Source organism: Neisseria subflava (genome assembly GCF_024205705.1).
In the GTDB taxonomy this organism is placed as follows: Bacteria; Pseudomonadota; Gammaproteobacteria; order Burkholderiales; family Neisseriaceae; genus Neisseria; species Neisseria subflava_D.
Genome location: NZ_CP073115.1, coordinates 334,930 through 351,008, shown reverse-complemented (window position 1 = coordinate 351,008; position 16,079 = coordinate 334,930). Strand labels below are relative to the sequence as shown.

The following is a 16,079-nucleotide window of genomic DNA, read 5'->3' as shown; positions in this document are numbered from 1 at the left end:
TTTGCAAACATATCGGGTACACATTCAGCTTAAAATAACAAAACCATATTTTTGCAAAGGCCGTAAAAAACCAAAACAGCATTATAGCCGAACCACCCCGAAAATTTTCAGACGGCCTGTCGCTTGATTCCCTTAGCTAGTTTAATTTTAAAAACACCTTCAAAAACCATAGAAACAACATAAATCCGCTAAAAAACCTCAAAACCTTGTTCTTAAATTACAAAACAACAAAATTATCGTAAAATATAATTATTCTTATTTTGGTTCGATTAAATTTTAATTATAGAAAGACGTTCATGAACGCCTCAGCCCTTAAAACATTAGCACTCATTATTGCCACTCTGCCTTATGCAGCCTTAGCAGAAAACACTGCAACACCCCGGCCAGAACAAACTGCCGAGCTGCAAACCGTCAATGTAACCGGCAAAAACCGTTCCACCCGCACCGAAAACCGCGACTCTTACACCACCTCTGCCATGCGCACCACCACCGGGCTTGCCTTGTCTCCGAAAGAAACGCCGCAGTCGGTAAGCGTGATTACCAAAACGCAGCTGGATAACCAAGGCATGACCAATATGGAACAAGCCTTAAAAACCACAACCGGCATCAACGTGATTCCCGATTCCGGCCGTTGGCGTTATCAGTCGCGCGGCTTTTACATCGATCAAATTGAAGAAGACGGCTTATCCACTACCGTTGCAGGTTCGTCCGGCAACCCGTACAACGACCCTCAAAGCATGAGCAATCTGGCCATCTACGACCATATCGAAGTTGTCCGCGGTCCGACTGGCCTGACCCAATCCAACAGCGAACCCGGCGGCACAATCAATGCCGTACGTAAACGTCCGACCGCCAATACGCAGGCAACCTTAAGTTTTATGGCCGACCGTTTCGGCGCAGCAAGCCTGATCGGCGACGTATCGGGCAGTTTAAACAGCAGTCACAGCGTCCGCGGCCGTTTGGTTTCCAGCCTGACACGCAATAAAACTTTCCAAGACAAAAACCCAACCAAAGGTCAAATGCTGTACGGGATTTTAGAGGCCGATATCGGCGAGAACAGCAAAGCCACACTTGGCGGCCTGTACCAACGCACCGAAGAAACACCCGATTTTTACGGCGTACCGATGGGCAATGGCTTTGACCTTAACCTTCCGAGAGATACCTATCTGGGCGCGGAATGGAATCAAATCCGCTTTTACAAACGCAATGTCTTTGCCGAATTCGACCATCAAATCAACGACAATTGGAAATGGAGCAGCAAGCTCAACTACAACCGTTCTTCATCCGCCCAAAACTTCGCCACCGCAGCCAATACAGGCGGCAGGTTCGCCGGCATCGGACAGAACGGTATTTTTACCGGTGCAACCGACAACATCCAAAAATACGACAATACCGGCAAACAATTTGCCTTCCAAACCGGCGTATCCGGCAAATTCCAAGCCTTAGGCAACGAACAGCAGGCATTTGCCAACTACACTTATTCACGGGAAAACAACAGCTCCTACAACCTATGGAAAGCCCGTACTTCTAACGAATACAATATTTTCGATTACGACTGGAAGAGCGTGGCGCGCACCGATTGGACAAGCGGCAACGCCAACTATACCGATACCGAACGTACCATCACCAACCATGCCGTATCGACAGGCGTTCTCTTTACCCCTTGGCACAAACTCCACATTTTGGGCGCATTGCGTTACACACACTGGGTATACGACTTCGACAACCGCAAAACAGGCAAACTGTCCGAATACCGAAAATCCAGCCTTGTCCCTTACTTGGGCATTACATTCGATGTCGACAAAAACCACAGCATCTATGCCAACTACACCCAAATCAAAAAACCGCAGACCAACCGCGATATGGACAACAACCTCCTGAACCCGATTACCGGTACCAATACCGAAATCGGCTTCAAATCCGACTGGTTCGGCAACGGCAGGCTCAACAGCTCGTTTGCCCTCTACCAAATCATTCAAAAAAACCGTCCGTATGATTTAGATAAACGCAACGCTATGGGCGAATGGGCATATCAGGCCATTGGCAAAGTTCAAAGCCGCGGCTTTGAAGCCGAACTCTCCGGCGACCTCACCGAAGATTGGAAAATATCGGCAAACTACGCTTTCAATATGAGCAAATATAAAGAAAGTGAAGGGGCGCGTTACCCCATCGGCACAAACTTCAGCAAACATACGCCCAAACATATGTTCCGCCTGTACACCAGCTACCGCCTCCCCTTTACCGACCGTAAATGGACCATCGGCGGCGGCATGACCGTACAAAGCAAAACCAACAGTTTGTGGAATGTAGGCCAAGGCGGCTACCTGCTTTGGAATGCCGATGTTCATTACACACCGACCAAAAATCTCAACCTCAGTTTGATCGGCAGCAATTTGGGCAACCGCCGCTACTATGAAAACCACCGTATTCGCACAATGGGCATTAACAATATTTACGGCCAACCGCGCAACGTCATGTTCAAAGTCGATTACAAGTTCTAATCCCACTTGATTCAAAGGCCGTCTGAAACCGATTCTTTCCGTTTTCAGACGGCCTTTTCCAATCAAACCTTTTTTTAAATCTTGATATAAAGCAAACAGTCTAAAAAATTTTCTCAACCGAAAAAAATTCTTGTTGATTTTTTTCACCGTTTCGATATAGTTATTTATAGCTAGTTTGATACTACCCTTTGTATCTAGCTTTCATTGCATTACCACCTCCATTCGTTGCCAACGGCTCCCTTTCCGGCGGCAACCTTTTTTTGACCCGATGGTTTGGCAAAATCGAAATTGAATCAAATAAAATGATTCGGAGATTTAAATTTAATTTTTAAAACAAAACGGATTATAAAAAATAACTGCTCAATTTAAACAGATATTGCCGCCAATATTTAAAAACAAACAGATTTTTCTTTATCAAGGACCTCATCAAATGCATCATTCTGAGAAACTATTCAAACTGAGCACACTTGCTCTCTGCCTTGCCGCATTGCCCCAAGCCGCACAAGCTGCCGAAGAGGTACAACAGGCTGAAGTAGAACAAGTTACCGTAGTGGGTAAAAACAAAAGCCTGCGCACTGAAAGTCAAAACAGCTACACAGTATCCGCCCTGCGCTCAACCACAGGGCTGGTCCTCTCTCCGCGGGAAATCCCTCAATCTGTCAGTGTCATTACTAAAAAACAAATTGAAGACCAAGGCATCACCGACTTAGAAGGTGCGTTGCAAAACGCTACGGGCATCAATGTTTTCAAAAGCGGCGGACGCACGCATTTCATGTCGCGCGGCTATTTTATCGAACAGTTTGAAGAAGACGGCATTGCCACGCAACTTGGCTCACCCGGCGGATTCGGCTTAGGCGGCCCGGCCGGCGACCCAACCAGTGCAACCGATATGGCAATGTACGACCACATTGAAGTGGTGCGCGGTGCGGCAGGTTTGACACAGGCAAACAACGAACCCGGCGGCACGGTAAACGCCGTCCGCAAAAAGCCGACTGCAAAACGCCAGCTTTCCGCCGATTTGATGGCAAACTCATGGGGCAAAGTAAACAGCGTCTTTGATGCATCCGGCACCTTAAGCCAAGAACACGGCCTGCGCGGACGCTTTGTCGGCTCGGTTGGCAGTAACAAAACTTTCAAAGACCAATCCGGCGGCCGCGACATCCTGCTTTACGGCGTAATGGACAAAGACATCGGCGACAACAGCAAACTTACTTGGGGTGCAAGCTATCTCAACCAAACCGAAACACCCGATCCGGACGGCCTACCTATGCGTGCAAACGGCAAAGAGTGGAAACGCAGCCGCTATCTGGGTGCGGATTGGAACGAAGCCCGCCTGAAAAAATACAATCTTTTTACCGAATTTGAACATTATTTCAACGACAACTGGAAACTGAGCAGCAAGTTGGACTGGCGTAAGAACACCAGTTCAAAAGAATATTACACGCTGGGCGGCACAGGTAACGGCATCGGTACAGACGGCCTAGGAACCACATACAGCTTCGACCGTTACGATGCAGGCAACCACCAGTTCACTTTCCAAAACAACCTGACCGGCCGCATCTTCGCTTTCGGCCAAAATCACGACCTCTTCTTCATGCACAGCTATTCCAAAGAGAACGTGAATTCAAGCAACCGCTGGCTCAACGACAGCAGTACCTATGACGCAGATGCCTTCAACGGCAGCGAAAAAGCCAAACCCGATTGGGATGCCGCTACAGCCAAAGCCCGTGGCGGCAACGGCCGTTATACTACCCATGCCTTCGGTCTGGGCGCGCGCATCAATCCTACCGACAAACTGCACATCATCGCAGGCGGACGCTACACCAGCTGGAAACGCGGCTACTATTGGGATCGCGACCTCAAAGACGGGGTAGCAGGTTCATCAGACTCGCTCAAACGCAACCGCTTCGTTCCTTATGCCGGCATCACTTACGACATCACGCCTAAACAAAGTATTTACGCCGCCTATACGTCCATCTTCAAACAAACAATGAACCGCGACTACAACGACAACCTACTGCCGCCGATTATGGGTCGCAACTACGAAATCGGCTGGAAAGGCGAATGGAACGAAGGCCGTCTGAATACTTCCGTCGCCCTCTACCGCACCGACAAAGACAACAACAACCAACGCGTCAATGCCAAGCCGCATCCCTATTGGGAACCGCTCAACCAAAGTAGCCGCGGCTTGGACGCCGAAATTTCCGGCAGCCTGACCGACCGTTGGCAAGTTTATGCAGGCTACACCTTCAACCGCAGCACCAACCGCAGCAGCGTTACCGGCAATGTTGAATCGCGCCAAAAAGGCTACAACTTCAGCAGCCATACGCCGAAGCATATGTTCCGCCTCTACACCAGCTATATCCTGCCGGTGGATGACGGCAAATGGACGGTCGGTCTTGGCTTGAAGAGCAGCAGCAAAACCGCCAATTCCTACGGCTCCATCAAGCAAGGCGGCTACACCATTTGGAACACTAACGTCCAATACCGCCCAAGCAAAAACCTGCAACTGGGCTGGCAGTCAACAACCTGACCGACAAACGCTACTACGAAAACCAATACAGCCGTGCCGCCAACAGCGGCAACTTCTACGGCGAACCGCGCAATGCCGTGTTCAGCCTGAAGTGGAAGATGTAAGTAGCGGCAAACCGAGAGTGGATTACCCCCACTCTTCAAAAGCATATAAACCAACTATTGCTGATAAAAAGGCCGTCTGAAAGTACAATTTCACTTTCAGACGGCCATTCGCACGCATTCACAAGCATTATGAAAACACTCAAAAAATTCTTTTACCTTGCCCGCCCTTTTTGGTCGGGGGCGCACGGCCGCCTCCAATGGCTGATGCTCGCCGTTTTAATAGGGTTTACCCTATTCTCCATCACCATCAGCGTTTGGATTGCCGCATGGGACAAACGCTTCTATGACGCGCTGGCCGCGTTTGACGGCGCATCCATGCCATTACTCATTGTCGAATACCTCGGCTATATGGCGATGGTTATCGGCTGTATCGTTTGTGCCGACTGGCTGCAAAAACGCCTCATCTTCCGTTGGCGCACCCATCTGACCGAGCAATTTCAAAAAAACTGGCTCGAAGGCCACAAACACTACCGCCTGCGCCTGACGGGCGAACCGGACAACCCCGACCAGCGTATTGCCGAAGACATCTACCTCCTCGCCGACAAAAGCATCAACCTCTTTCGCTCCTTCATCAATAATATTGCCAAATTCAGCGCGTTTGTCGCCGTACTGTGGACGCTCTCCGGCGTACAGACTTTCAACATCGGCGGATACAGCATTACCGTTTACGGCTATCTTGTTTGGGTTGCCCTGATTTATTCCATCTTCAGCACCGTCATCGCCCATCTTGTCGGCCGCAAACTGAAAAACCTCAACATCGACCGCCAGCACCGCGAAGCCGACTACCGCGCAGCCCTTTTACGCGTACGCGACCATGCCGAACAAATCGCCTTCTACAACGGCGGCGAAGCCGAAACAGGCCGTCTGAAACAACGTTACCTCCGCATCTGCTACAACTGGCGACGGCTGACCAACTGCGAATTTCGCCAAGAAACCTTCTGGGCAACCTATGTCCGCATCAGCATCTTCATCCCCATCCTCGCCACCCTGCCCATGTACCTTGCCAAAACCATGACCTTCGGCGACATGATGCAGACCCGCACATCATTTGCACGCGTCCAAGACAGTTTCGGCTGGTTTACCGATGCATACCGCCGCCTGATTGAATGGGCGGCAGTCATCGAACGGCTTTCCGGTTTTCAGACGGCCTTGGAACAAGCAGAACAAAAAAGCCCCTCCCTTCAGTCACACCAAACAGATTTGCCGTATCATCGCGGCAAGGCAGTCCTGCAAAACCTTACCATCCACACCCAAACCGGCAGTCCCCTGCTTACTGATATTCACCTCCAAGCCCGTTCTCCGGAATGGGTATTGCTTGAAGGACGAAGCGGCATCGGCAAATCCACGCTGCTTCGCGTGCTTGCCGGTTTATGGCCATATTATCACGGCAGTTTTTCCCTTGAAGGCAGCCGCCTGTTTTTCCCGCAACGCCCTTACCTGCCTGCGGACACATTGCGTCAAACTGTCAGCTATCCCTATGCGGCCTGCCAAGACGACCATTTGATTCAAACCGTTTTGGAACAAGTCGGCTTAAGCAGCCCCACGGGTAGGCTGCACACGTTGATGAACGATTTGGACACTTCATACGAATGGCACGGCATCCTCTCCGGCGGCGAACAACAACGCCTCAGCCTTGCACGCGCACTGCTGCACAAACCGCAAATCCTGTTCCTAGATGAAGCCACCAACCAGCTTGATGGCGAATCCGCCCTGATGTTGATGCAGACCCTCAAGCAACATTTGCCCGATACTTTGGTCATCGGCATCAGCCACCAACCCAAGATTCAAGCCCTGTTTGATAGTTCCCTGAATTTGAATGAAAAAATTATTTAAATGTTAAAATGTGCAAAGTACTTGCTTTCAACTCTAACAAGGAATATAGTACCAAGTAACTAGTTCTTATTGATGAGAGCTATTCCTTGGATACTTGCCTCCGGTCCTCCAACCCGGGGGCATTTTTTTACATTTTTATTTTGTGTTCGTATGGATAGGATAAAGACGAAACACCCACCACAAATCAACAGACAAATCGAACCGCAAACTGCGTTTTCCAAACGCTCAGGCCGTCTGAAATCCTCTCTCCAATATCGTTAATCCCATATTTCAGACGGCCTGTTTAACCCTCTATTGCAAAGCTTGGCACAAGCACCGCTGACCGACGGCAATTAATTACTATATAATCAAATGCATTGTTACCTCTACAAAGGAGCCACACCATGACCACAAAAATTAAAATTGGTATCGTTGGTGCAACCGGTTACACAGGCGTTGAATTGTTGCGCCTGCTCAGCAGCCACCCCAACGCAGAAGTCACTACCGTCACCAGCCGAAGCGAAGCCGGTATTGCGGTTGCCGACTACTTTCCCAGCCTGCGCGGCATTTACGACCTTGCATTCCAAACGCCTGAAGATGCCGGGCTTGACCGTTGCGACCTCGTATTCTTCGCTACGCCCAACGGCGTAGCCATGAAAGAAGCACCGTCCCTTGTCGAAAAAGGCGTACGCGTGATTGACCTGTCTGCCGACTTCCGCATCCGCGACATCCCCACATGGGAAAAATGGTACAAAATGACCCATGCTGCGCCGCAACTCGTTTCCCAAGCAGTGTACGGCTTGTGCGAACTTTACAAAGACGACATCGCCAAAGCCATGTTGGTGGCCAATCCGGGCTGCTACCCTACCTGCGTTTCCCTGCCCTTATTGCCACTGCTTCAGGCTGGCCGTCTGAAAGCCAACGCGCCTCTGATTGCCGACTGTAAATCCGGTGTTTCCGGTGCAGGCCGCAAAGCCAGTACCCATGCCCTGTTGTGCGAAGCTGGCGATAACTTCAAAGCCTACGGCGTCGGCGGCCACCGCCATCTGCCTGAAATCCGACAAACCCTGTCCGGACTGCAAGACCATGTTTCAGACGGCCTGATTTTCGTGCCACACCTTGTTCCGATGATACGCGGTATGCACGCCACCCTGTATCTGCACCTGCAAGAACATACCGATCCTGAAGCTTTGTTGCGCGAATACTACCGCGACAGTCCTTTTGTCGATATTTTGCCTTCAGGTTCGACACCTGAAACCCGCAGCGTGCGCGGCGCCAACCTTTGCCGTATCAGTGTTCAAAGAGCGCCCGAACAAGACGATGTGTGGATTGTTCTTTCCGTCATCGACAACTTGGTTAAAGGCGCAGCCGGTCAAGCCGTGCAGAATATGAACATTATGTTCGGCCTGCCCGAAACCACCGGCCTGACTAATGCACCATTAATGCCTTAAGCCAGCCATCCTTATTAAAAACACAAGGCCGTCTGAAACTTTGATCGTTCAGACGGCCTTTATCGATTCATTCACAAACATCACTCATACACCACGCCGGCAAGCATTTCTTCTTCATTCAAGTTGCCGTACTGTTGCTCCCAATCGTGGGTAGCCTCCACCATATCGCATTCTTTCGCAAAAGCCAGCAGCCTGCCGTCCATCTGATCCAAACTCAAGCTGCCCAAGCGTTCGCATTCCGAAGCCGTCAAATTACCGTCCGCTTCATGCGCTTCCGAAGATCCGAAAGGCAGGGCAAAAAAACCCAGCACCAACGCCAGCAGCACCCAAAAAATATTTTTACGCGAACGAGTCATTTCACACCTCTCATCATAATCATATAGCAGGTTTAAATCAGAAAAACTAAACCAAATAAAACTAAACTAAGAAAAATCAAATATAAAACTAGAAATATCGATTTATCTAAGACAAAACGAATAATACTAAGAAAAAATAAAATATGCAATACTTTTTCTTAGATTGAGTAATTTTTTTCTTACAATTTTATAAAAACTAAGGTAAAATACACTCAAATCGTCCAAACCATATAAAAAACATACCTCCATAAAGGCATAAACATGGATACCTTTAAAGACCGCCTGGCTTTCTTATGGAAAGATGAAGCCCGCCAAGCCAAAATTGCCGCCGACATCGATATGACCATCGCCGGATTCAGCCGTATCTGGAACGAAGGCGGCCTGCCGAAATCGGAAACGCTAAAAAAAATCAAACAACTTAAAGGCTGTAGCATAGACTGGCTTTTGACAGGCGAAGGTTCTCCCTTCCCCGATTCCGAAGCCCCAAAAGCCACGGCAACCGACACACTGGGCAACCCTGTCGATATAGACGAATTTGTCTTCGTACCGCGTTACGACATCCAAGCAGCGGCCGGACACGGCCAGCTCGTCGGCGATGAACAGCCCATGTTCGCCATGGCGTTCCGACGCTATTGGATAGAAAATTATGTGACGCGCGACATCAAAAACCTTTCCGTTATCTCAGTCAAAGGCGACTCGATGGAAGGCGTGCTTAATGATGGCGACACCATCCTCATCAACCACGGCCAAACCACGCCGCGCGACGGCCTCTATGTTTTGCGCCTCAACGAAAACCTTTTAGTCAAACGCCTGCAACTGATACCCGGCGGCATCGTCAACGTCATTTCCGCCAACGAAGCCTACCCTACTTTTGAAATCGACTTGAAAAACCCGACCGACGACGTTGCCATCATCGGCCGTGTAGAATGGTTTGGCAGAAGCATCTAAATCTGACATACTGGTGCTTGAAATTTCTGCCATGCCCTCCATGTAAGCTGGCAGACCCTGTCTGCACAAACTTGCCTTGACTAACGGTTTGCGCGACAATAGTAAAAATATTCATATAAAAGGAATCACATCATGTCAGACGAAAGCCCTATTATCTTTACTGACAGCTGCTGCACCAAAGTTGCCGACCTGATCGCCGAAGAGAACAATCCCGATTTGAAATTGCGCGTATTCGTCAACGGCGGCGGTTGCTCCGGCTTCCAATATGGTTTTACCTTTGATGAAATCAAAAACGACGACGATTTTGAAATCCAGAAAAACGGCCTGACGTTCTTGGTTGACCCGATGAGCTACCAATATCTGGTTGGTGCGGAAATCGACTACACCGAAAGCCTGCAAGGTTCTCAATTCGTCATCCGCAATCCGAATGCCGAAACGACTTGCGGTTGCGGCTCGTCCTTCTCCGTATAAACAATCCGTTTCTTCATGAAAAACAGGCCGTCTGTATCTTCAGATGGCCTTTTGTGTGAATTTATTTTAAACAATATTGGATTTATCTTATAATAATAATATCGGGCGTGAATATTTACTCTACAATAGACATAACATTGGACATACATATTGCCATATAAATAAAAATTTATTGTCCAGCCGATTAACGACACGAAGGCAAACCGTACTTGGTCTGCCTGAGACTGCAGCCTCTGTTCCGGCTCGTATCATAAGCCAAAACAGCTCAAACACAATAACAAAACCTTAGGCTAAACCCATTTGGTTGACGCAGTCGAAATACTCATGGGATATCAATGAGCAAACAAGAAAAATTTTTCGACGTATACGTTTCCTATCCGCCGAACACGGATAGGGAACGCATCCATGCCTGCCTGTATGACAACCTGCCTGAAAACGAAGTCGAGAGCCTGATTCAAGCCTTGGCTGAGCGTCCGCAAGCCATTGTGGCCGAGAAATGCACCCAAGACGAGCGCGAAAATGCGCAGCATTACTTCAGCTATTTGGGTTTGGACGTGATCGTCCGTCAGGCTATGGAATTGGAAGCGGTTGAAGAAGAACCCGTGTTGGCAGTCAACACTCCCGACCCTATCCAATGCCCCGTCTGCATGACGATTATTGACGAATTAGACGCACAGGAATGTAAAACCTGCCACTTTGATTTGACAGAGAAAAATGAGCTGGCTATCCAGCGCAAGCGCATTGAATGGCAGGAAAAAATCTCTTTCGAGCATAAAAAACAAACTGAAATTGCCCACAAGCTCAAATACGAACGTGAGCAGGAAGAGAAAAAGCTGCGCAAAAAAATCCGCGCCGAATTGGAATCCCAATTACGCGAAGAGTTAGGCCAAAATCCTGAGTTGGCCGCACTTGCAGCGAGGAAGAAAACACAGTTTCTGCTTACAATGGCTATCGTATTCGCCGTTTTGAGCCTGCTTGCACTCGGCTATATCGCTGCAAAATTCTTCTAAACTGATTCAAAAACTTAAGGCCGTCTGAAAACAGATTTTCAGACGGCCTTTTATTTCCTTATCGATTGAATCATTCCAATCAAGCCTCTTGCACATCAACATCCACCGACCATCTGATTTTACCGTCGCGATTTTGCTGCAACACCTGCACCCACAAACTCACGGCGCGGTGCAAATCCTGTCGGGATGTTGATTCGAGGAAAATTTGCGCGCGTTCGCGTTCGGCGAGGCGAACCATCAGCATCGGGGCGGCGCCGAACTGTGAGACGCTTTCGGGCAACAGCGGGGCAAGGGTTTCTTTGGCGGCGTTGAGAAATTCCATCGCATCAGCAACACGCGGCGCATCGGCACGGACGGCCGTCTGAAAACCGAAGGGCGGCATAGTAAACATTTGCCGCTCGTTCAATTCGTTTTCGGCAAATACGGCGTAGTCCTGCGCTTTGACGGCGGCGAAGACGGGATGCTCGGGCAGTTGCGTCTGTATCAACACCTTGCCGGGTTTGTCGGCGCGCCCCGCCCTGCCGGACACTTGCATCAGCTCGGCGAACAGCCTTTCCGGCGCACGAAAGTCCGCGCTATACAGGCTGCCGTCGGCGTTCAATACAATAACAAGGTTGAGCCGCGCGAAATCATGACCTTTGGCGAGCATCTGCGTGCCGACCAGAATGTCGATTTCGTTGTCGGCAATGCGGCGGTACAAATCCGCCCAATCGTTTTTGTGCGCAGTGCTGTCCCTGTCAACGCGGACGATGGTTGCTTTAGGGAGAAAGGCGCGCAGGGTTTCTTCGACGCGCTGCGTGCCGTGGCCGACGGCGGTCAAGTCTTGGTTGCCGCAGTCGGGGCATTTGTACGGAATGGGTTCGCGGTGGTCGCAGTGGTGGCAGCGCAGTTGACGGGCGCGTTGGTGCAGCACCATTTTGGCGGAGCAGTTCGGGCAGCCGAAGGTATGGCCGCAGTCGCCGCAAAATAATGCGGGCGCGAAGCCGCGACGGTTGAGGTACACCAACGACATGCCGCCCGCTTCAAAGTTCTGTTTCAAAAGCTGCAAGGCTTGCGGCGAGAAGCCGTTGTCGAGTTTCAGACGGCCTACGTTGAGAATTTCTACTTGCGGCAGTTGCGCGGAAGCATGGGCGCGCTCGGTCAATTGCAACAGGCGGTAGGCGCCGCTTTGCGCCTTGTGCCAACTCTCCAAGCTGGGCGTGGCGCTACCCAATACGATGGGGCAGCCGCTCTGCTTCGCCCGCCACACCGCCAAATCGCGGGCATGGTAGCGCAATTCGTTATCCTGCTTAAACGAGCCGTCGTGTTCCTCATCGACCACAATCAAACCGACATCAGGCAAAGGCGTGAACACCGCCAGCCGCGTGCCGATCACCAGCTTCGCCTGCCCCAACATCGCGCGCAGATAATCCTGCGTACGCCTGCCTGCCGCCATCTGGCTGTGCAACACGGCGGTCGGTATGTCGGCAAAACGGTTTTCCACACGCTTCAAAAGCTGCGGCGTGAGGTTGATTTCGGGCAACAAAAACAACACCTGCCGTCCCTGCGCCAACACTTTCGCCATCACATCAAAATAAACTTCAGTCTTGCCACTGCCGGTGATGCCGTACAGCAAAAACGGCTGAAATTTACCAAAGGCCGTCTGAATTTCATCGGAAGCCTTCTGCTGGTCGGCATTTAATACAAATTCAGAGTGCGAAGCCTGCCCGTGGCACGACCTCAATACAGGCTTTGCCGCTTCCGTTGTTTTAATCCAACCCTGCTCCACCCAATCTTCGATTAATTTCGCTGCCTGCGCGTTCACCTGCTTCAACGCCGCCATTGTCATTCCGCCCGACAGCAGTGCGTCCCACAAAGCCGCTTTTTTGTTGAACCGAGCCGGCGGCGGCGTTTGCGCCCTGCCCGCTTCGTTCAGCGCGTAAAACAACGGCGGCTGCGGCATTTCCACCGCGCGCGTTTCCTTCAAACCCTGCGGCAGCGCGGCAAACACCGCCTGCCCGGTCGGATAGTGGTAATAACGCGACGTAAACGCCAACAAATCACGCCAGCTTTGAGGCAACGGATTTTCTTCTACAAAGGCCGTCTGAACGCTCAAAATCCGCGCCGTATCCATATCGGGCGCAATATCCGTTTCCCACACAATCCCGACAACGGTTTTATTGCGAAAAGGCACAAGCACCCGCGTTCCCGGAGGAAGAGGCTCGGAATGGGAATAAGTCAAAAGGCCGTCTGAAAGCGGCACGTTTACGGCAATACGGTGATAGAACATACAAACAATCAAATCATTTTTTCGTATTTTAACAGCCGAAAGCTATTTTCAGACGATAATTTGAGCCTGAGTACAATGCAGACATGACAGAGGTTTGATACAATGCCTTACTTTTAACACACGCAAGTCTCTCGCATGAAAACCAAGTTAATCAAAATCTTAACACCGTTTGCCGTCCTTCCTTTGTTGGCATGCGGTCAACCTGCAGTATCCAACGCCAACGCGGCGCCTGCTCCGGCTGCCAAAGCGGAAGCGCCTGCCGACAAATCCATTGCCGCTTCTTTAAAAGCGCGTCTGGAAAAAGTCTATGCCGCCCAAGATTTGAAAGTTTTGAGCGTCAATGAAACACCGATTAAAGGCATTTACGAAGTTGTCGTCAGCGGCAAACAAATCATCTATACCGATGCCAAAGGCGACTATATGCTCGTTGGCGACCTCATCAACGTCAACACGCGCCAAAGCCTGACTGAAGAACGCGCCGCCGATTTGAACAAAATCGACTTCGCTTCCCTGCCTTTGGACAAAGCCATCAAAGAAGTGCGCGGCAACGGCAAACTGAAAGTCGCTGTTTTCTCCGATCCGGACTGCCCGTACTGCAAACGCTTGGAGCATGAATTTGAAAAAATGACCGACATCACGATTTATACCTTCATGATGCCGATTCCAAGCCTGCACCCTGATGCTGCGCGCAAAGCCGAGCTGTTGTGGTGTCAGCCTAATCCGACCCAAGCATGGATCGACTGGATGCGTAAAGGCAAACTCCCAAGCGGCAAAGCAAACTGCGAAAACCCTGTTGCGGAAACCACTTCATTGGGCGAACAATTCGGCTTCAACGGCACACCGACCGTGGTCTTCCCTAACGGCCGCAGCCAAAGCGGTTACAGCCCTATGCCTCACCTCAAAGAAATCATCGAGAAAAACCAGTAATACAGGGTTTAATCTCCATAAAGGACGCTCTACGCGTCCTTTTTTTCATGTCGCCCGCCATCAACTGCCTTCAGACGGCCTCGATACTGACAAGTACAAAAAAGGACGTGTCCAACACGTCCTTTTTCCCTTTACCTTACAGGTAGAATTTTTCAATTACTTTCAGGTTTTCATCCAATTTGTACACCAGCGGCTGACCGGTTGGGATTTCCAAGCCCATGATGTCTTCGTCGGAAATGCCTTCGATGTGTTTGGCCAACGCACGCAGGGAGTTGCCGTGTGCCGCAACCAATACACGTTTGCCGCTCAAGATGGCCGGAGCGATTTGGTCTTCCCAGAAAGGCAGGACGCGCTCGAGGGTAACTTTGAGGTTTTCGCCATCAGGTACGACATCGCTAGGCAGGTTGGCATAGCGGCGGTCGTTGTGGGCGGAGTGAGGGTCTTTAGGATCAAGCAGCGGAGGCAGGGTATCGTAGCTGCGGCGCCAGATGTGGACTTGTTCGTCGCCGTATTTTTCTGCGGTTTGTTTTTTATCCATACCTTGCAGCTGGCCGTAGTGGCGCTCGTTCAAACGCCATGATTTGATTTGTGGAACAAACAGTTGGTCGGATTCTTCCAAAACGATGTTACAGGTTTTGATGGCACGGGTCAGAACGGAGGTAAAGGCGATGTCGAACTCATAGCCCTTCTCTTTCAGCTTTTTACCTGCTGCCGCGGCTTCTGCCAAACCTTGCTCGCTCAGCTTGACGTCGCGCCAGCCGGTGAAAAGGTTTTTCGCGTTCCATTCGCTTTGTCCGTGACGGATGAATACTAATTCCATGATAGTTTGCTCCAATAAAGTTTGGGAAAGGGTATTTATATCACACTTTGCCGCCGCGCTGATAACGCCGGCGGTTTCTTTTGATATGTTGCAAGTTTGCTTCTAGTCTTCAGACGGCCTTGTCGGAAGGTAAACGTCAAAACGCGTGCTTTTGCCTGTGTATTGATAAGCAGGTTTGCGCCCGTCGAGAAATTCGCCCAAGCGTGGGCGTTTGACGACAATGCGTTTTTTGGCGGTATTCAACGCTGCGTCCAACAACTCGGCTTCATCTTGTGCCGCGCCGACCAAGTCGTGAAAGTAAGCCATTTCTTTTTTCACGGCGGCGGTTTTGCGGCGTTCCGGATACATTGGGTCTAGGTACACCACATCGGGCCTGCCGTTTTGCGTTGCCAATTCCTGCATTAAATCAACGGCATTGCCGAAGTGCAAAGTAATGCGTTGGGCAATCTCCCGTGCCTCTTCACTTTGCCCTGCCCTGTTGAGGCCGTCTGAAAGTAGACAGGCAACGGCAGGATTTTGTTCAAAAGTTTGTACATTCAAACCCAACGAGGCAAGCACGAAGCTGTCGCGTCCCAGTCCGCCGGTAGCGTCCCAGACAGTCGGTTGCGCAGTGTGGTTGACGGCTTTGGCAATCAACTCGCCGCCGCCTTTAGTGCGCCGGTAATGGGCGGCACCGCCATCAAAATCAACGCGGACACGGCCTTTTTCACCGGCGCGGCACAAGCTGATGCCGCTTTCGTCAGCAATAAGGAAACTGCCTTCCTTAGGCTGCCGGTCGATAACGGTCAGCCCGAAAGGCGCGGCAAGGCTGCGAAGTTCGGCAGATGCGGTTTCGTCAAAATAAATCTTGTACATAAGGCTTATGTTTCAGACGGCC

11 protein-coding genes and 1 pseudogene are annotated in these 16,079 nt (G+C 50.5%); 8 read left to right on the top strand and 4 right to left on the bottom strand.

Annotated features, from left to right (window positions below):
• Positions 1-296: 296 nt before the first annotated feature.
• The 4 genes and pseudogenes from KCG54_RS01640 to argC all read left to right on the top strand — a co-directional run bounded on the left by KCG54_RS01640 (position 297) and on the right by argC (position 8,401).
• Positions 297-2,501 carry a TonB-dependent siderophore receptor gene (locus KCG54_RS01640; protein WP_254324452.1) on the top strand — a complete coding sequence of 735 codons (2,205 nt, stop codon included), beginning with the start codon at positions 297-299 and terminating at the stop codon, positions 2,499-2,501.
• A gap of 430 nt (positions 2,502-2,931) precedes the next feature.
• A pseudogene (locus KCG54_RS01635) lies at positions 2,932-5,138 on the top strand (TonB-dependent siderophore receptor).
• Positions 5,139-5,267: 129 nt separating this feature from the next.
• A complete protein-coding gene (locus KCG54_RS01630) occupies positions 5,268-6,971 on the top strand; it encodes an ABC transporter ATP-binding protein/permease (protein ID WP_254324451.1) in 1,704 nt (567 codons plus the stop codon).
• Positions 6,972-7,354: 383 nt separating this feature from the next.
• Positions 7,355-8,401, top strand: coding sequence for an N-acetyl-gamma-glutamyl-phosphate reductase (gene argC / locus KCG54_RS01625; protein WP_254324450.1), 1,047 nt, complete (start codon positions 7,355-7,357; stop codon positions 8,399-8,401).
• Between the two features lie 80 nt (positions 8,402-8,481).
• Here the strand turns inward: argC and KCG54_RS01620 are convergent, their stop codons facing one another.
• Complete coding sequence (locus KCG54_RS01620) at positions 8,482-8,757, bottom strand: hypothetical protein (RefSeq protein WP_003748371.1); 276 nt, start codon at positions 8,755-8,757, stop codon at positions 8,482-8,484.
• A 261-nt stretch (positions 8,758-9,018) separates the two neighbouring features.
• Between KCG54_RS01620 and KCG54_RS01615 the strand changes: the two genes are divergently transcribed.
• The 3 genes from KCG54_RS01615 (at position 9,019) to KCG54_RS01605 (ending at position 11,186) form a co-directional block, all read left to right on the top strand.
• Positions 9,019-9,705 carry a S24 family peptidase gene (locus KCG54_RS01615; RefSeq protein ID WP_003680158.1) on the top strand — a complete coding sequence of 229 codons (687 nt, stop codon included), beginning with the start codon at positions 9,019-9,021 and terminating at the stop codon, positions 9,703-9,705.
• Between the two features lie 132 nt (positions 9,706-9,837).
• Entirely contained in the window at positions 9,838-10,176 is a 339-nt protein-coding gene (gene erpA, locus KCG54_RS01610) for an iron-sulfur cluster insertion protein ErpA (RefSeq protein ID WP_003680162.1), read from the top strand.
• A 335-nt stretch (positions 10,177-10,511) separates the two neighbouring features.
• A complete protein-coding gene (locus KCG54_RS01605; protein WP_004518836.1) occupies positions 10,512-11,186 on the top strand; it encodes a hypothetical protein in 675 nt (224 codons plus the stop codon).
• A 79-nt stretch (positions 11,187-11,265) separates the two neighbouring features.
• Here KCG54_RS01605 and KCG54_RS01600 read toward each other — a convergent pair whose 3' ends face one another.
• Positions 11,266-13,455 carry a primosomal protein N' gene (locus KCG54_RS01600; protein ID WP_254324449.1) on the bottom strand — a complete coding sequence of 730 codons (2,190 nt, stop codon included), beginning with the start codon at positions 13,453-13,455 and terminating at the stop codon, positions 11,266-11,268.
• Between the two features lie 135 nt (positions 13,456-13,590).
• Between KCG54_RS01600 and KCG54_RS01595 the strand changes: the two genes are divergently transcribed.
• A complete protein-coding gene (locus KCG54_RS01595) occupies positions 13,591-14,382 on the top strand; it encodes a DsbC family protein (protein WP_254324448.1) in 792 nt (263 codons plus the stop codon).
• A 136-nt stretch (positions 14,383-14,518) separates the two neighbouring features.
• Here the strand turns inward: KCG54_RS01595 and KCG54_RS01590 are convergent, their stop codons facing one another.
• Positions 14,519-15,202, bottom strand: coding sequence for a 2,3-diphosphoglycerate-dependent phosphoglycerate mutase (locus KCG54_RS01590; protein ID WP_003679823.1), 684 nt, complete (start codon positions 15,200-15,202; stop codon positions 14,519-14,521).
• A gap of 102 nt (positions 15,203-15,304) precedes the next feature.
• Positions 15,305-16,057, bottom strand: a complete 753-nt coding sequence (locus KCG54_RS01585; RefSeq protein ID WP_254324447.1) for a class I SAM-dependent methyltransferase — start codon at positions 16,055-16,057, stop codon at positions 15,305-15,307.
• Between the last annotated feature and the right edge of the window lie 22 nt (positions 16,058-16,079).

What these genes read in the sequence shown, in the direction of transcription:
- KCG54_RS01605 (WP_004518836.1), top strand. Translation starts at nt 10,512, where the DNA reads ATGAGCAAACAAGAAAAATTTTTCGACGTATACGTTTCCTATCCGCCG.
- KCG54_RS01620 (WP_003748371.1), bottom strand. Translation starts at nt 8,757, where the DNA reads ATGACTCGTTCGCGTAAAAATATTTTTTGGGTGCTGCTGGCGTTGGTG.
- KCG54_RS01590 (WP_003679823.1), bottom strand. Translation starts at nt 15,202, where the DNA reads ATGGAATTAGTATTCATCCGTCACGGACAAAGCGAATGGAACGCGAAA.
- KCG54_RS01600 (WP_254324449.1), bottom strand. Translation starts at nt 13,455, where the DNA reads ATGTTCTATCACCGTATTGCCGTAAACGTGCCGCTTTCAGACGGCCTT.
- KCG54_RS01585 (WP_254324447.1), bottom strand. Translation starts at nt 16,057, where the DNA reads ATGTACAAGATTTATTTTGACGAAACCGCATCTGCCGAACTTCGCAGC.
- KCG54_RS01640 (WP_254324452.1), top strand. Translation starts at nt 297, where the DNA reads ATGAACGCCTCAGCCCTTAAAACATTAGCACTCATTATTGCCACTCTG.
- KCG54_RS01630 (WP_254324451.1), top strand. Translation starts at nt 5,268, where the DNA reads ATGAAAACACTCAAAAAATTCTTTTACCTTGCCCGCCCTTTTTGGTCG.
- erpA (WP_003680162.1), top strand. Translation starts at nt 9,838, where the DNA reads ATGTCAGACGAAAGCCCTATTATCTTTACTGACAGCTGCTGCACCAAA.
- KCG54_RS01595 (WP_254324448.1), top strand. Translation starts at nt 13,591, where the DNA reads ATGAAAACCAAGTTAATCAAAATCTTAACACCGTTTGCCGTCCTTCCT.
- KCG54_RS01615 (WP_003680158.1), top strand. Translation starts at nt 9,019, where the DNA reads ATGGATACCTTTAAAGACCGCCTGGCTTTCTTATGGAAAGATGAAGCC.
- argC (WP_254324450.1), top strand. Translation starts at nt 7,355, where the DNA reads ATGACCACAAAAATTAAAATTGGTATCGTTGGTGCAACCGGTTACACA.